A 16923-nucleotide genomic window follows, 5' to 3' on the forward strand; every position below is an offset into this window, starting at 1 on the left:
ACCCCAATATTTTATTTTTGACAGATCCAGCCTAATACCCAAGCTAAAATCCCAAGAGTGAAAATGATTTACCGCTATATTTTTAGTCGTTAATTGTTCCATCAGGCATGACCGCACCACGCAAATTTGCACCTGTCAAATTTGTACTACTCATTTCTGCTCTGATCAGATTTGCTTTACTTAAATTAGCACCAGTCAAGTCTGCCCTAGCAAGATAGGCATCAACCAAGTCTATTTCAGTAAGATTAGCCTGACGCAGGTTAGCTCGACTTAAATCAACTCTATTTAGCCTTGCAAAACTTAGGTTTACTTCACTCATCTGGCATCTAGTCAGTTTAGCATCTGCCATAATCGCACCATACAAGTTAACATCTGTAAGTACGGCATCAATGAGATTTGACCGTTCCAATCTGGCGTTCATCAGGTTAGCACTTTTTAAATTAGCACCTGCGATGTTAGTATCTGACAAAGATGCATTATGCAAAATCGCTTCACTCAAGTTGGCATCACTCAAATCGGCATAACGTAGCGTTGCTTCACTTAAGTTAGCACCACTCAAATCAACTTTAGATAAGTCTACACCAGTTAAATCAGCACCCCGCAGGTCAGCCTTATGGAGGTTAGCACCCCGTAGACTAGCAGAGTACATTCTCTTTTCTTCTCGCAGATTAGCGCCACATAAGCACGCACCAGTTAAATTTGCCCCACTCAAATCTGCACCACGCAAATCGGCATTCATCAAGTTAGTATCTAGCATATATGCCAAAGTTAAATTTGCATAACGCAAATCAGCACCCTGCAAAGTTGCACCATGTAAATTAGCATCATGCAAGTTGGCACTGATTAAACTTGCCTGATTGAGGTTAGCACCACTTAGCTTTGTACAAACTAGATTTGCCTTATTCAGGATTCCCCGATTTAGATAGCTAAAAATTAAGATAGCATTACCTAAATCTGCTTTATTTAAAGATATACCGATTAAATCTGCACCAAACAAATTTACGCCATTTAAGTTGGCTTCAATAAATTTTGTTTCACCATTTTCATATCGCTTAATAAGCTCATTAGCATCCATGTTTTTCCCTTATAAATTACCATAAATATTCCAGATTTCTCAATATCAACAAAGTGTCATTCTTATTTGGTATTTGTACTATAAATTAACAATTTTTGACTCAAATTTCCAAAGAAGAGTTAACTAGTTTTTTCATCTCTGGATATGTATTTATCTTAAATTATTGATATCTGTTGGCACTGGATTATTGCCATATAAACCTCGCATAGATTGTAAAATTGCACTAGCTGCTTGAATATTTTCATCCGGCTTACCTAGAGATATAACAGCATTATTTAGTTTAGATTCAAGCGCTCTGATAGTTGGACAAGTATTAAATAATCTCAGCAATAAATCATCAAGTTTTTCAGCTTTCAGTTTCAACCAGTCTTCTTCATGGAAACTAAATTTTTTCTCAAGTGCAGAAAATAGAACTATTTTAGCCCTAAGTGGGTTAGTATACTTCATAATATTTTGCCGTAAATCAAACTGATTATATTGATATTTGATTTGGCTCTTTGGAGATTGATCTATAGAATTTAATGATATTTGCCCAGAATTATAAAATATTTGTTCTTCTTTTTGAGGTTGATTTAATAATATTCCTGTTGATGCTTCTTGATGAGGCTGATTTAATATGCCTGTTGATTCTTCAGACGTTACATATAGCTCCTGCATTTCATGAAAAATAACACTAGCTATTAAGGTATATTCGGTCTGTTTATTAAGAGTTTTTACAACTTTAGATAAAGTATAATCTAAGTTGTTGATAGTTGGATTTAGTCTGTATAATTCTTGAATTAATTCTTGTAATTTAAACCGATCTAACGTCTCTTGATCGTTCTCCCAAATATTTTTACAAGCCGAGTATATTAATTTTTTAATCCGTTTTGAGTTTTCATGCTGTTCTAAATGTTTAGTGACTGTATCGAGGCTAGATATAGTTTTCATCGGCAAATCTCCGGCACAACAAGTATAAAATAATAACAAATGATAAAATTAGCCCTTTCAACGTGACTCGTAAAATCTCTTTTCTCCGAGAATTATCTGCGTGTAAAGTGGTTTATAAGTTATTTATTTAACTGCATAAGCACAGCAGGAAGTCTGAGGACAGGCATGAGGTTTTCTCAGATAGAGAAGAGGTTTAGAGAGGAATTTACTTTCGAGAATTTCTACTAACTTTGAAAGTGCTGGTCTTATGTTATACCTTTTTATCTACCTTGTGTAGTCATATCGAAAGACTTTGCCTACAGTAGGCACAATGTAGAAATACCTACAGTTTCAAAGCAATCCCAAATATTACTACATCACAGACGGCATCCGCATTTACACTTTGGCTTTATGACAAATTTAGACTACTTGCTTTTTGTATTGAAACTTTTGGCGGCACTCGGCTGTGGGTTGATTGCTGGAGTTTTCTTCGCTTTCTCGACTTTTGTCATGAGTGCCCTTGCCCGACTCCAGCCGGCGCAGGGTATTACTGCTATGCAATCCATCAATATTACGGCGATCAATCCCTTATTTATGATAGTGCTATTTGGAACAGCCGCGGCTTGCATTCTTCTAGCAATCTTCTCATTGTTAAGGTGGTATCAACCTGGAGCTGCCTACTTGCTCCTCGGCAGCCTACTCTATATCGTCGGCACTTTAGGCGTGACTATTGTGTTCAATGTGCCACTCAACGATGCGCTGGCGAAGGTTGAGCCAAATAGCACCATCGGGCTAAATTTATGGTCTAGTTACCTTACCAACTGGACAATCTGGAATCACATTCGGGCAGCGTCAGCGCTTGTGGCAGCGGCATCCTTCAGCATTGCACTGTGTTATCGAGGTGTACAATCATAAAGCAAAAAACGACAGGTAAACTAATACACAACCAGCAAATTCCTCTAAATTGGGCTTGCCAATATTTGCCAAATTAAAGTCATATTGATAATGTGTAGTTTCGGCATCGATCTCGCGCTGATTGTTGCCCAAGTTCACATAGTGAAGAATATTCAGCCCATCTGGATACATACTTTTGTTTAACGAACTTATTTATGCAAAGCTGTAAAAGAAAAATGCTTTGTTAAACATTATCTATGAACATCCATAAAATCTCTACTACTCCCTTAAGCGGACAAAAGCCTGGTACTTCTGGACTGCGGAAAGCAGTTAAGGCTTTTCAGGAACCCCACTACTTGGAAAATTTTGTCCAATCCATCTTCGATTCTGTGGGGGACTTGCGGGGGCAAACTCTAGTCCTGGGTGGTGATGGTCGTTATTACAATCGCCAAGCCATTCAAATTATTTTAAAAATGGCTGCGGCTAATGGCATTGGGCGGATTAAAGTTGGTCAAAGAGGGATTTTATCTACTCCTGCAACTTCCGCAATTATTCGCAAGTATCAGGCTATTGGTGGCATCATCTTATCTGCTAGTCATAATCCGGGCGGGCCAAATGGTGACTTTGGTGTTAAATATAACATTAGCAACGGTGGACCAGCGCCGGAAAAGGTGACAGAGGCGATCTACGATCGCAGTAAAGTGATTGATAGCTACCAAATTCTGGAAGCACCAGATGTAGATTTAGAAACCTTGGGTGAGTCACATTTGGGAGAGATGGTAGTTGAGGTGATTGACTCCGTACAAGATTATCAAGAGTTAATGGAGTCCCTGTTTGATTTTGAACGGATTCACCAACTTTTGACCTCTGGTAATTTTCGCATCAGCATTGATGCCTTACACGCGGTAGCTGGTCCTTATGCCCATGCCATTTTCGAGGAGCGTTTGGGCGCACCACTGGGAACTGTGCGAAATGGTACACCCCTAGAAGACTTTGGCGGCGGACACCCTGACCCAAATTTAGTTTACGCTCATGAGTTGGTGGATATTTTGTACGGCGACAATGCGCCCGACTTTGGGGCGGCTTTTGATGGAGATGGCGATCGCAATATGATCTTAGGGCATAAGTTCTTTGTTACGCCTAGCGATAGCCTCGCAGTGTTAGCCGCCAACGCCAAGCTAGTGCCTGGTTATAGTTCGGGTTTAGCTGGCGTAGCGCGATCGATGCCTACTAGCCAAGCAGTGGATCGAGTTGCAGCTCAAATTGGCATTGAATCCTATGAAACACCCACTGGCTGGAAGTTTTTCGGCAATCTCTTAGACGCGGGCAAAGCTACCCTCTGCGGTGAAGAAAGTTTTGGTACCGGCTCTAACCATATCCGTGAAAAAGATGGGCTATGGGCTGTGCTGTTTTGGCTAAATATCCTAGCAGTCCGACAACAATCTGTTGAGCAGATTGTTCGGGAACACTGGCAAACCTATGGACGCAATTATTACTCCCGCCATGACTATGAAGAAATAGAGACAGTGCCAGCTAACACCTTAATAGAAAGACTGCGTTCCTTATTGCCAAACCTTAAAGGCAAGCAGTTCGGTAACTATCAAGTTGAATACAGTGATGACTTTAGTTATACCGACCCTGTTGATGGCAGCATTAGCGAGAACCAAGGTGTTCGCATTGGCTTTACTGATGGTTCTCGCATTGTGGTGCGACTTTCTGGTACTGGAACTCAAGGTGCAACCCTCAGAGTCTATCTAGAAAGCTACGAGTCAGATCCCGCCAAACACGATCTCGATCCACAGGAAGCACTTGCTTCTTTAATTACTATTACTCAGGAGATAGCCCAGATCCGCGAACTTACAGGACGGGAACAGCCAACTGTGATCACTTAGTACTTTGTTAAGCTAGTTTTAAGGTTTGTAGTAAGTATTTTAGTGCTTAGAAAATAAAGACTAAAGTTATTACTACAAACTTGCTTACTATTGCCATTAGTTGATGAAAATTAACCTATATAAATTAAGTTATGCAAAGGAATCGATCAATAATTCTTATGTTGCCCATCCACAAAACACCACAGCCATTCTTCTCCTAATTCTGCTGAACTAATAATCGGATGTCCAGTCTCTTCATAATGACGGCGTGCATGTTGATTTTTGGAAGAGTCGCAGCACAGCATCCTACCACAAGTCTGGCAAATACGCAGATGTACCCAGCGATCGTTGAGCCGAATACACTCCTGACATTCAAACACAGGATAGTTGGCTTTGTGAATTAGGTTTTCCAGAGTCAGTTGATTGAGATGTTGACAAGACATAGAGTTTTGCTGTTAGTAGAGTTTATCTTTCTTTACATAACTTGGGTTTCAATACTTGTCGGTTAAGGGGAAAAGGGGAAAGGGAAAGGGGAAAGAAAAAACCTTTAACCTTTACCCTTTAACCTTTTCCCCAAACCCAATTCCGAGTTAAAAATGCTTTACCCGAGCAGTATTGACTTGGGTTTTATTTGTTCCCCTTCAGCTTCATATTGACAGATAAACGAGTAAAAGCTTTACAATTATCTCTTTGCGGTGTGGATCGTCTGGAATATCTAATGCCGAATGGGAATTTCAATGATAAACTCTGTTCCCTGTCCTGGTTTTGAGAAACACTTCAATTTGCCAGTATGTTTTTCAGTAATAATTTGATAACTAATAGACATTCCCATACCTGTTCCCTTACCGACAGGTTTGGTGGTAAAAAATGGATTAAAAACCTGTTTTTGAACTTTTTCTAGCATTCCTAAACCATTATCAGCGATCGCAATTTTTACCCAATCAGAATCAATTAACGTAGTATTTATGGTAATTGTCGGTATAAAAAGTTCATTATCTGTTTTTTGTTCTAAGGCATCAATAGCATTTGCCAGAATATTCATAAACACCTGATTAAGTTGTCCGGCGTAGCATTCTACTAAAGGTAAGCTGCTGTAGTTTTTAATCACATGAATTTCAGCAAAATTTGGCTTTTCTTTGAGGCGATATTGCAAAATCATTAAAGTACTGTCTATACTTTCATGAATGTCCACTGCTTTAAAATCGGCTTCATCCATGCGGGAGAAGGTACGCAGCGACAGGACAATTTGACGGATACGTTGAGTACCGACTTTCATTGAATTCAAGATTTTTGGTAAATCCTCCTGGATGTACTCTAAATCGATTTCCTCACATAAAGAAGCCAGTGCATTGGGCATTTCTGCTGACTTGTTTGCTCTTGTTGCTTCAGGGTAGCAACTGCCGTTTTGCAATTCAGGAACGTTACTAGATTGATATAAGTGAACTAGTCGTAATAAATCTTCGGTATGTTCTTCAAGATGGCTGAGATTACCGTGGATAAAATTAACGGGGTTGTTGATTTCATGGGCAACTCCAGCAACCAGTTGACCAAGACTGGACATTTTTTCTGCCTGAATCATCTGGGCTTGGGTGCGTTGGAGTTCTTCAAGAGTTTGGGCTAAATTTTCTGCCTGTTGTCGAAGTTGGGCTTCAATTTGTTGGCGATCGCGGATGTCACGCGCTATGGTTGAAAAGAATTCTACTTCGCCCTGTTCATTTTTATGGGCAATCAACACCTGGGAAACTGGAAACTCTTCACCATTGCGACAGCGAAATATAGATTCTCCACACCAAATCCCTTCTCGAAGTACGGTAGGTACGATCTCATTCTGGAATTTTTCTAATATCGATAGTCCTGTAACCTCGTTAATATGAAACTTGTTGGTTTCTGAGGCTGGAATATGTAAAATCTTTTGCCCTGCTTTGTTTAGGTAGCAACTATTTCCAGCGGCATCAGCCATACCCACAATGTCAGTTGTGGCTTCTAAAATAGTTAGCAGTCTTCTTTGTTCTTGTTCTGCTTGTTTACGCTCGCTAATATCTCGCACTATGGAAATTGCATGAGGTTTGCCATTGTAGTTCAATAGTTTGGCTGTAACTTCTATGTCAAGATAAGTGCCATCTTTGTGAATATCTACAGCATAACCGTGAAACTTCTCTCCCATCTTAATTGTGTTGATAAATTCCCCAAATATATGAAAAGAATCGGGATGGATGAAATCTTGAGGATTTAATTCCGAAAATTCTGCTTGAGAATAACCATGCATTTCACAAAAAGCCGGATTAACAGCGACGAATTTACCAGTATCTAAATCAACAACATTGATGCCATCATTGACAGTCTCAAAAATGCTGCGATAGTGAGCTTCTTGTTGACTTAGGGCTTCCTCAGCCGCTTTGCGTTGCGTAGCTTGCCGATAGGCATCGCTAATATCTCTGGCTATACAAACAACAGTGTCCTCGCTCATTGGCGCAATACTAGACTCAAACCAAACTTCTCGATCGCCAATGGGCAAGCTATATTCAATTTTGACAGCTTTCTTAGTTTTTAGTGCCTGTTGAATACAGTTGAGAAAAGAGTCTGCAAAAGCAGAAGGTAAAACTTCGTGTATGGTTTTCCCTATTAGTTCCGCAGGTGGTTGGTACAGTAAAGGCGCACTGCTAGGAGCTATTTTGAGATAGCGTCCTTCGGCATCGAGAATGAGAATTACATCTTGTATAGCGTTAAACAATGCCAGCAATTCTGCTTGAGAAGCTTTGAGGGCTAATTCTGTTTGGCGATCGCTTTGTAATAGTTGTTCTGATTCTTTGAGCTTTTGTTCTAGTTGAGCGATTCTTGCACTGAATTCACTGGTGCATTTTGCTAACTGTTGCTGTAACTGGGCATTTTCCTGGCGAAGAAAGAGTATTTCATGTTCTAGTTCTTCAGTATACATGACTTGTTTCTCCCGCTTACTGTCGAACTGGAATTAAGATTGTATATAGATTTTTCAGCAGTTCGATCGCTACAGGCAATGAGTCAGTTTCTGGATACCCCCGATCAACTATGCTTCTCGAAGCATTGTCGATTTCTTCCATGATGTAGTATCCAGAAATACTAATATGAGTGCTAAACATACTGCTAAATCCCAGTGATTTCTAAATTTATTATTCCCAAATTAGTAACAGCAGTTTGATGCATATTGTCATTGATGCTAATTCCTCTTTTCCCATGTTCACGTTTTTTCCTTTTACCCCCTCATGTTCTCAAAAATGCATAAAGTCGAACTCAGACCCCAAGCATTACACTTAGTAAAAAATATCTTTAATTTTGAATTGTTAACTCTGCTACTACATGCTTACCCAATTTAGACAAACCCTTAAGAAACAGTGGTCTTTTAGATATAGCCGTTTCGTTAAGAATCGCCTTACCTCACTTACCCACAAAACACTAATGAATATGGCACTGGGAGTAACAGGGGTGGTACTCGTGTCTGCTGGGGTAAGCTATAGACCTCTTGCAAAAAGCACTTTTGCAAGAGGTGGGTTTGGGGAAAAGGTTAAAGGGGAAGGGGAAAATACAAAACCTTTCCCCCGCCCCTTATCCCCAGAGGGAACTCCACCTTCCCCTTTTCCCTACTTCTGCAAGAAGTCTAATATCCATGTGATGGCAAGATTGGAAGCCCAGATGCGGCAATTTTACCTGTCTATCAGGGCGATCGCTTCTTGGGCCTTGTGGGACATGATGTAGTCTTAACCGATCTAATAGAGCATACGATCCTGGAGCAATTACCAGGGTCGTTGACGGTTGACTGTTGATGGGTTTTCAGTCATCAGTCAACCGTCATCAGGTAAATGTACAAATTAAATGCGTAACAGCTTATCTGAAAAGCAAATCATGATTTCCATCGCCGATAATGCTCTTGGAATTTCCGAAACAACTCTAATAAAGTTATTCGATCCCTTCTTCACGACTAAAGACGTGGGTAAAGGATCTGGATTGGGTTTATCTATCAGCTATCAAATTGTCACTGAACGACATCAAGGTAAACTTGATTGTAATTTTACATTAGGAAAGGGCACATAATTTGTCGTCACCCTACCAATATAAATAAGCTAACTTCATCCCTAGGAATAATTATGAATTCTGTTTTATGGAGATGTCTATTATATTAAAATAGGAGCCGAAATTCTTTTAACAATGTTTCAATACTAGCATTGCTATCGAGAAAAGAAAATAAATGCCAATACCGGAGTTTACCTTGTTTATCTAATATAAACTGTCCTGGTAAAGGCGCTCCTAGAGCTTGCCCTACTTGATAATTACGAAATACACGACAAGTAGGATCGCTCAATAAGGGCATTTTTAAGCCTAAATCTCTGACGACGATTTGACTTTGGCGTTCGTCAGTACTAGTAATCATCAAAACTTCTATACCCTGATTTTTAAATTGTTCGTAATTCTCATTCAAAGCTTTGATATGAGGAAAACAAAAAGGGCAATATTGCTTTTCGGTAAATATCCGAGTCAAGGCAAGTAATACTGGTTGCTTACCTCTATAATCAGACAATTTTACTAAAGTTCCATTAGTAATATCTGGGAGTTGAAAGTCTGGTGTTCCCACTCCTAGCCTAAGTTGATTTGTTGCTGGAACTGGTAAAAAGTTACGGAAGAAACGCTCATTGAATAAGCCACTAAAATCAGTTGAAGTTAACATATTTATAACCTAAATCTCCCACTAATTTTTCTTACACCCTTCTTTCTGACTTCTGTATTCTTTTTGAAAAAAAGCCACAGATATATACCGAGGTTGACACTGTTTAATGTGTATCTCTGTTTATCCGTGGCGATCTTAATTCCAATAAGCTTGACTAGAGTTTAGTAGCTAGGGAAATTTAGACAGCAGAGAAGTAGACTTTGGACTTCACTGGATCTGGATTCATTGTTTTGTCACCAGGTTGCCAACCAGCTGGGCAAACTTCGTCGGGGTGAGACTGAACATACTGAATTGCTTGTAATGTCCGCAGGGTTTCATCAACGCTGCGGCCAAAAGCTAAGTTGTTAATTGTGGCGTGCTGTATGATACCATCTTTGTCGATGATGAACAGACCACGCAAGGCAATACCTGCTGCTGGGTCGAGAACGTTGTAAGCGGCGCTAATCTCTTTCTTAATGTCGGAGACTAGAGGGTAATTCAGGTCACCCACGCCACCAGACTTACGATCTGTTTGAATCCAAGCGAGGTGCGAGAATTCACTATCTACAGAAGCCCCAAGGATTTCCGTATTAATTTTCTTGAATTCTTCGTAGCGATCGCTAAATGCTGTGATTTCAGTGGGACAAACAAAGGTAAAGTCTAGGGGGTAGAAAAACAGGACGACATATTTACCGCGATAATCGGAAAGTTTGATTGTCTTAAATTCCTGGTCTACCACAGCCGTTGCTGTGAAATCGGGAGCTTGTTGACCAACGCGGAGGCTTCCTTCTGTTCCGTAAGTCAGGGACATTAACTTAATTCTCCTTTATCGGTTTAGTAGCGTTGGAATTTGGGTCAGCTAAAACTCACCCATCCACGCTCTCACAGTTTAATTACGATCTGTTACGACTATATCATACTCATAACGATTTTGAGTAGCCAATGCAAGATTTAGATACAAGAGAATGGTTGCTTACCAATGGTCTAGGAAGTTTTGCCAGTGGTACAGTTTCTGATGCTCGTACACGCACTTATCACGGTTGGTTGTTTGCCGCGACAAATCCACCTTCTGGGCGGACTCTGCTGTTATCACACCTAGAAGCTAGCTTGGAAGTATTAGGAAGTGTTGTTGCACTGGGGACAAATATTTGGGTTAACGGTCAGATTGAGCGGACGGGTTACGAGCGGCTGCGCTCTTTTGATATTAACCCAGTTCCTAAATGGATGTGGGGTCAAGATAACTGGCAGTTAACCAGACAATTGGTGATGCCCTATGGCTTGGTGGGAATTGGGGAACAAAGGGGCAAAGGGGCGGAAGAAGAATTGTTGACTAATTCCAATGCCCCTACCCAATTTTGCCATCGAATTTTAATCCACTATCGCTATGAGGGAAGTGATAAAGCGATTTTACGGCTGCGACTGCTGATAGCAGAACGTGACTTTCACCACCAACAGAGAGAGAAAACTAGCCCAGAATTACAGTTTTCACAATTACTTGGGCAACATCAAGTCTGTCTGCAAGCTAGAAAAGCTGAGAATTTTGGTATACCTTGGCACTTGCGCTGGACACAAGGAAATTATCAACCAGATGCAGTTTGGTATTGGGATTATCGATTTCCTGAGGAGACGAAACGCGGATTGGGGGATAAGGAAGACCTCTACAGTCCTGGTTATTTGACAGTTACACTCAAACCAGGAGATACGGTGACTCTGGAAGCACGAGTAGGTTTTCCTGACCCAGCGCTCAGTGTTCTTACCTCTGAAATCTTTGCAGAAGCCGTGGAGGCGGAGCAAGAAAGGCTGTCTCAGATTTTTGGATGGAGTGGGGGAGGTGGAGGGGCAGAGGGGCAGAGGGGCAAGGGAATAATAAGCAATGCCCGATGCCCGATGCCCCATACCCAATCGAAAATTTGGCAACAACTACTTAAAGCAAGCGATCGCTTTATCGTCTATCGAGCCTCAATACCAGGACCAACGGTGATTGCAGGTTATCACTGGTTTAATGACTGGGGGCGCGATACATTAATTGCTCTACCTGGGTTGATGTTAGTTCCCCAACGCTTTGATCTGGCAAAAGAATTATTGCGAGCTTTTGGGCATTACTGTCGCCAAGGTTTAATTCCTAATGCTTTTCCTGATGTTGATAGCGAACCGTTTTATAACACTATTGATGTACCGCTTTGGTGGATTGAAACTTTAGGACTTTATTTGGAAGCTACACAAGACTGGCAGTTTTTAGCAGAGCAGTTTCCGTTAGTGCAGCAAATTCATAAAGCCTTTGTCGGTGGCACACGCTACAATATTCAAGCGGATGCTACTGATGGACTAATTGGTTGGGATGCTCGTGGTGTAGCGCTCACTTGGATGGATGTGGTAATTGGGGCAAACCCTGTGACTCCTCGTCTTGGTAAGCCAGTGGAAATTAATGCCCTGTGGTATTCCGCTTTATGTTGGCTGAGTCAGTGGGCAGAAAGATTGAGTGACCTTGAGTTTGGTGAGCCAGCGCGTCTGAGTAAACAAGCTTATCGTTATGCTCAGCAAGCAGAACAGGTGAAAAATTCTCTGCAACAGTTTTGGAATCCTCAGCTAGGTTATCTCTACGATACGATTGAGCCGGACGATCGCCGAAATTTTCAAATTCGTCCTAATGCTGTTTTGGCACTGTCTTTCCACCATTGTGGGTTTTCTGAACAGCAAGGTTGTCAGATACTAGATTTGGCAGCTAGTAGCTTGCTTACTCCCTATGGTCTTCGCAGTCTCGATCCAGGAGATCTCGAATACAAAGGTAAATATGAGGGTAACCAAGAAGAACGCGATCGCGCTTATCATCAAGGCAGTGTTTGGGTTTGGCTAATTGGGCCATTTATTCGGGCTTGGCAACGTTTTTATCCCCAACAATCCCTGCCTTTTGATTGGCAACCGCTGCTAGATCACTTTTTATCTGATGCTTGTATTGGTTCTATTTCGGAAATTTTCGATGGCGATCCACCTCATTTACCCAGAGGAGCGATCGCTCAAGCTTGGTCGGTCGCCGAAGTTATTAGACACATTAAATAATTCGTAATTCGTAATATCATGTTCGGATAAATAGTTGTCGAGTGCGATCGCCTAAAAGTTATTGATGAAAAGCGATCGCCTCTGGAATTATAAAAGTCTATTTAACAGGGGGAAGCTTTAGAGGATGTTTGAAAAGTAGTTAGCTGTGATTTTAGTCACTTGTCGATCCCCCCTAACCCCCCTTAAAAAGGGGGGAACTGGAATCAAAGTCCCCCTTTTTAAGGGGGATTTAGGGGGATCTAGAACGTTTTGCTATTGAGAATAGGACTTTTCAAACAACCTCTTAGTTCTATGCCTAACTTGCTCCCTATTTGCAGAACATTTAAGTTGAATTTAGTCAATGTTTAAATAGATTCTATTTTATTGCCTTTTCGACTTCTTCGCAAATTTTCACCCAAGCTTGGTTACGTTCTGCCTTATTTAGAGTGTCGAGGGGTTTACTTGGAGGGTGAGCAGCTTGGTATTTTTCGATGTCGGTTTTTCTGTATGAGCTTGCACTAATTGGAATCCAGAAAATGGTTAATCCCTCTTCTTCAGCTGCGTTGAGTAAGGGAGGGAGTTCATGTCTGTCGATGAAATCAGAGCCTATAAAGTCAGGGCTGACTAGCAGGATAGCAACCTTAGCCGTGGCTAATGCTTTTTCAATTTCGGCTTTCCATTTTGCGCCAGGTTTGATTTTGGTGTCATCCCAAACGATTAAACCTTCTGCACGAATATAGGGTTTTAGTTGTTTTTGCAGTTCTGTTAACCATTCTGCATCTTGATGACTGTAGCTAACAAATATTTGGTTTCTGATACTTTCTGACATAATTGGTTCCTTAATGGGGAATGATTCAATAATTTCTTTTTTTAATTGTTGTCTTTGTCGAGTTCTTATATCTTCATACCCATCAAGTAGTTGACGCAAATCGAGTTTTAATTTTAGTTTACCGATGGTGATTGTGCTTTCACCCATTGATTCGAGTCCGAGGAGTTCTTGGTAGTCGAGGGGCGGATGGTTGGGATGGTTGGGGACGGGAACCCATTCGGTGATTTCGAGATTGGGGAGACTTTTGTGGATTTTTTGGAAGACATCGCGGAGAATGCCGAGAAATAAGCGGCGGGTTTCTTGTCGTCCGCTAATGGTGATGAAGATTTTTTTGTCTTCGGGATCGGCTTTGATGCGAGCGATGTTGTAGATTTCGTTGTTTTCTTGATATTGCAGCATTACGCCACTGCGCCAATAGATTTGCTTATGGATTTTTTCGTGGGTGTTGACGATGAAGCGGGAAATGATGCTTTCGGGGAGAACTTTGTAATGGTATTGAAATTCCAGGGTTTCGCCTTGGAGTTCTGTTTTGTGTGGTTGGTCTTTGGGCAGAAGTCCCGCAATCAGAAATTGTGGTGGGTAACATTCTAGTGCAAAGCAAAGCTCAAATTCTTTCATCAGTCCGATCAGATAGCGGTGACGCTCGCTGGGGTATCGCTCTGGATTAAGGATGCGGGTGAGATCGGCGGGGGTGAAAATGCCTTTGGTTTGAGTTTTGAGGTTTTCATCGCTCAGGAGCGCGTAAATACCTTCTGTCACCCAGTTGGGTTTGAGGACGTTGGTATCTTTGAGGATGGGATGATCGCGGAAGTTGAGAACTAAGCCAAGTCGATGGAGGAGATCGATCAGTTGATCTTGGTTTTGTTCTTCAGGAATCTTGTTTTCGTGGCAGATGCCGATGTAGCGGTTGTAGCTGATGAAGTCTTCAGTCATGGATTCCAGTTGTTGTTTAACCTTAAACCATGTCAGAGGTAAAAGATCGTAGACTTCTTTGAGGTTGGCGATTTGCTGCAAAATTGCGGTGCGAAGATCATCAATGCCGATATTGTCTTGGCAGGAGGTTTCGATAATCGCTTGGATGTTAGGATATTTTTCGCGTAATGCCTTGCGGTTGATGTCGAGGGGTTGTTCGTCTTTTTTGTTGCCAACGATAATTACAGGAGATTGTCCGCCAAAGCTTTCGATTAGTTTCAGCCAATATTCGATGCGGTTTTCTTCTTCGCTGGTGCGACAATTACAAACTAGGAGATAGAGGCTGCGCTTAGTCAGAAAAAATTGATGGGTAGCATGATAAATTTCCTGTCCGCCAAAGTCCCAAACATTGAGGCGGATGTCTTTACTATTGACCTGCACGTTCCAAGTTTCCACATTGAGTCCGTCGGTTTGGGGTTGATTTCTATCATATTTATTGTGGATTAGTCGCTCAATGAGGGATGTTTTGCCAACGCTGCCTTGTCCGATAAGTAATAGTTTGGCTTCATTGAGTGGACGTACTTCACCGCTACGGAGTAATCGCAAGTAATTGAAAATGTCTTCAACTGAACCAACATCATCAGAAGATCCTAAAATCTCTGGTGAAATAGGAAGCGGATTTCCCTGTAAATCTAGTTTTTTCAATTTCGGCAAACTTTCGATCGCCTTTGGAATCTGGGTTATTTGGTTGTAACTGAGGTCAAGCTGCGTCAGATTGGTTAATTTAGCGATCGCCTCTGGAATCTGGTTAATGTGGTTGGAACTGAGGACAAGCTGCGTCAGATTGGTTAATTTAGCGATTGCTTCTGGAATCTGGTTAATGTGGTTGGAGAAGAGGTAAAGCCTAGTCAGATTGTTTAATTTAGTGATCGCCTCTGAAATCTGGTCAATTTGATTTTTATAGAGGAAAAGCGTAGTCAGATTGGTTAATTTAGCGATCCCCTCTGGAATCTCGGTAATTTGGTTGTCACTGAGGTCAAGCGTAATTAGATCGGTTAAATTAGCAATCGCCTCTGGAATCTCGGTAATTTTGTTGAAACGGAGGAAAAGCCCCTTCATATCAGTTAAATTAGCAATCGCCTCTGGAATCTCGGTAATTTTGTTGTCACTGAGGCCTAGCTGCGTCAGATTGGTTAAATTAGCAATCGCTTCTGGAATCTGGGTAATTTGGTTGTCACTTAGGTCAAGCTCCCTCAGATCGGTTAAAAAATTAGCAATCGCCTCTGGAATCTGGGTAATTTTGTTGTCACTTAGGTCAAGCTGCGTCAGATTGGTTAAATTCGCAATCGCCTCTGAAATCTGGGTAATTTGGTTGTTACGGAGGTAAAGCTGCGTCAGATTGGTTAAATTCGCGATCGCCTCTGGAATCTGGGTTATTTGGTTGCGACTGAGGTTAAGCCTAGTCAGATTGGTTAAATTCGCGATCGCCTCTGGAATCTGGGTTATTTGGTTGTCACTGAGGTCAAAGTTTGTCAGATTGGTTAAATTCGCGATCGCCTCTGGAATCTGCGTAATTTGGTTGTTATAGAGAAAAAGCAAATTCAGATTGGTTAATTTAGCGATCGCCTCTGGAATCTGGGTTATTTGGTTGACACTGAGGTGAAGCTGCGTCAGATTGGTTAATTTAGCGATCACATCAGGTATCTCAGTTAGCTCTACTCGAATTAAGATAAGTTCCTCTAAATGTAGTACTTGCGTTACCACATCGGGAATGCTCTCTAAAGGATTGCCACTAATATCCAACTTACGCAAATTAGGCAAACCCAATAGTTCGAGTGGAAGCGTTTTTAAATTGTTGCCTGAAACCTTTTGGAGATAGCGACCTCCTACGTATTCATAACCTTCAACCTGCTTTCCCAAAATCAAAGACTCAAGCTGCTGCAACTTACCAATTTCCACAGGTAACTCAGTCAACTCTTGCCCCGACAAGTCTAACTCTCGCCAACCCTCAGCCACAGCGCGATCTATCAGTTGCAATAACTCTTCATGCGTCATAATTCCAAGGAGAAGGGTAAAAGGAAAGAAGACTGATGAAGATGATTTTAACTGATTAGGGAAAAATGATCGGAAAAGGCGATCGCTATTTGGCATATTGTGGATTTAGGCGTAGGCGTAGCCCGTCGTAGACATCGGGCTGAGATGATGGAAAAAAGCGATCGCTGTTTGGGATATTGTGGATTTAGGCGTAGGCGTAGCCCGTCGTAGACATCGGACTAAGATGATGGGAAAAGGCGATCGCTGTTTGGGATATTGTGGATTTAGGTGATCGGACTAAAATGATGGGAAAAGGCGATCGCTGTTTGGGATATTGTGGATTTAGGTGATCGGACTAAAATGATGGGAAAAGGCGATCGCTGTTTGGGATATTGTGGATTTAGGCGATCGGACTAAAATGATGGGAAAAGGCGATCTCAAAACATAATAACCATCATTACCAATGCTCTATAACCAACTGTACATTCACAAATTAGATGTCGTAATTTAATAAATTAATGTCGTTAGCTATATCCTGTAAAAACCTTGTATAGCAAGGGTTTTATTAATTTATATGATTATTCAAAAGTGACTAGAGATTTTCAATGTTTTCACAAATTGAGGTCGCAAAACCAAAAATTTCACATTTTAATGGTCGTTTATTTTCTTCTCTGAAAAAGTCTGCTTT

13 protein-coding genes and 1 pseudogene are annotated in these 16923 nt (G+C 41.3%); 5 read left to right on the forward strand and 9 right to left on the reverse strand.

The genetic code is table 11. From position 1 onward, the window contains the following. Window positions 1-82 precede the first annotated feature (82 nt). Both ACFG4S_RS04795 and ACFG4S_RS04800 read right to left on the reverse strand, forming a co-directional pair. A complete protein-coding gene (locus ACFG4S_RS04795) occupies window positions 83-1075 on the reverse strand; it encodes a pentapeptide repeat-containing protein (protein WP_392533718.1) in 993 nt (330 codons plus the stop codon). 150 nt (window positions 1076-1225) lie between these two features. Continuing rightward, a complete protein-coding gene (locus ACFG4S_RS04800) occupies window positions 1226-2005 on the reverse strand; it encodes a hypothetical protein (protein ID WP_392533719.1) in 780 nt (259 codons plus the stop codon). Window positions 2006-2578: 573 nt separating this feature from the next. Between ACFG4S_RS04800 and ACFG4S_RS04805 the strand changes: the two genes are divergently transcribed. Beyond that, entirely contained in the window at window positions 2579-2899 is a 321-nt protein-coding gene (locus ACFG4S_RS04805) for a DUF1772 domain-containing protein (RefSeq protein ID WP_392533720.1), read from the forward strand. Here the strand turns inward: ACFG4S_RS04805 and ACFG4S_RS04810 are convergent. Beyond that, on the reverse strand, window positions 2894-3070 hold the full coding sequence (locus ACFG4S_RS04810) for a hypothetical protein (protein ID WP_392533721.1): 177 nt from the start codon (window positions 3068-3070) through the stop codon (window positions 2894-2896). The two genes, ACFG4S_RS04805 and ACFG4S_RS04810, sit on opposite strands and share 6 nt — an antisense overlap. Window positions 3071-3135: 65 nt before the next feature. Between ACFG4S_RS04810 and ACFG4S_RS04815 the strand changes: the two genes are divergently transcribed. Next, window positions 3136-4770 (forward strand): alpha-D-glucose phosphate-specific phosphoglucomutase, encoded by a 1635-nt coding sequence (locus ACFG4S_RS04815; protein WP_392533722.1) that lies wholly within the window; start codon window positions 3136-3138, stop codon window positions 4768-4770. 146 nt (window positions 4771-4916) lie between these two features. Here the strand turns inward: ACFG4S_RS04815 and ACFG4S_RS04820 are convergent, their stop codons facing one another. The 3 genes from ACFG4S_RS04820 to ACFG4S_RS04830 form a co-directional block, all read right to left on the reverse strand. Further along, window positions 4917-5192: a UBP-type zinc finger domain-containing protein gene (locus ACFG4S_RS04820; RefSeq protein ID WP_392533723.1), complete on the reverse strand. Its 276-nt coding sequence runs from the start codon at window positions 5190-5192 to the stop codon at window positions 4917-4919. A 272-nt stretch (window positions 5193-5464) separates the two neighbouring features. After that, the gene (locus ACFG4S_RS04825) at window positions 5465-7684 is read right to left on the reverse strand and encodes a PAS domain S-box protein (protein ID WP_392533724.1); all 2220 of its coding nucleotides are present in this window, start codon (window positions 7682-7684) and stop codon (window positions 5465-5467) included. Window positions 7685-7700: 16 nt separating this feature from the next. Next, window positions 7701-7865, reverse strand: a complete 165-nt coding sequence (locus tag ACFG4S_RS04830; RefSeq protein WP_392533725.1) for a hypothetical protein — start codon at window positions 7863-7865, stop codon at window positions 7701-7703. A gap of 316 nt (window positions 7866-8181) precedes the next feature. On the opposite strand from ACFG4S_RS04830, the gene ACFG4S_RS04835 reads away from it, so the two are divergent. Together ACFG4S_RS04835 and ACFG4S_RS04840 are read left to right on the forward strand one after the other, a co-directional pair. Next, entirely contained in the window at window positions 8182-8478 is a 297-nt protein-coding gene (locus ACFG4S_RS04835) for a hypothetical protein (RefSeq protein ID WP_392533726.1), read from the forward strand. A 144-nt stretch (window positions 8479-8622) separates the two neighbouring features. Further along, a pseudogene (locus ACFG4S_RS04840) lies at window positions 8623-8814 on the forward strand (ATP-binding protein); the annotation flags it as partial. Window positions 8815-8899: 85 nt separating this feature from the next. Here ACFG4S_RS04840 and ACFG4S_RS04845 read toward each other — a convergent pair. Then, window positions 8900-9445 (reverse strand): peroxiredoxin family protein, encoded by a 546-nt coding sequence (locus ACFG4S_RS04845; RefSeq protein WP_392533727.1) that lies wholly within the window; start codon window positions 9443-9445, stop codon window positions 8900-8902. 178 nt (window positions 9446-9623) lie between these two features. Beyond that, window positions 9624-10235: a peroxiredoxin gene (locus tag ACFG4S_RS04850; RefSeq protein ID WP_073644091.1), complete on the reverse strand. Its 612-nt coding sequence runs from the start codon at window positions 10233-10235 to the stop codon at window positions 9624-9626. Between the two features lie 131 nt (window positions 10236-10366). Here ACFG4S_RS04850 and ACFG4S_RS04855 point away from each other — a divergent pair, with 131 nt between their 5' ends. Then, complete coding sequence (locus ACFG4S_RS04855) at window positions 10367-12481, forward strand: amylo-alpha-1,6-glucosidase (protein ID WP_392533728.1); 2115 nt, start codon at window positions 10367-10369, stop codon at window positions 12479-12481. A 355-nt stretch (window positions 12482-12836) separates the two neighbouring features. Here the strand turns inward: ACFG4S_RS04855 and ACFG4S_RS04860 are convergent, their stop codons facing one another. Continuing rightward, window positions 12837-16256, reverse strand: coding sequence for a leucine-rich repeat protein (locus tag ACFG4S_RS04860; protein WP_392533729.1), 3420 nt, complete (start codon window positions 16254-16256; stop codon window positions 12837-12839). Between the last annotated feature and the right edge of the window lie 667 nt (window positions 16257-16923).

The sequence above is a fragment of the Nostoc sp. C117 genome, assembly GCF_043099735.1.
GTDB lineage: Bacteria > Cyanobacteriota > Cyanobacteriia > Cyanobacteriales > Nostocaceae > Nostoc.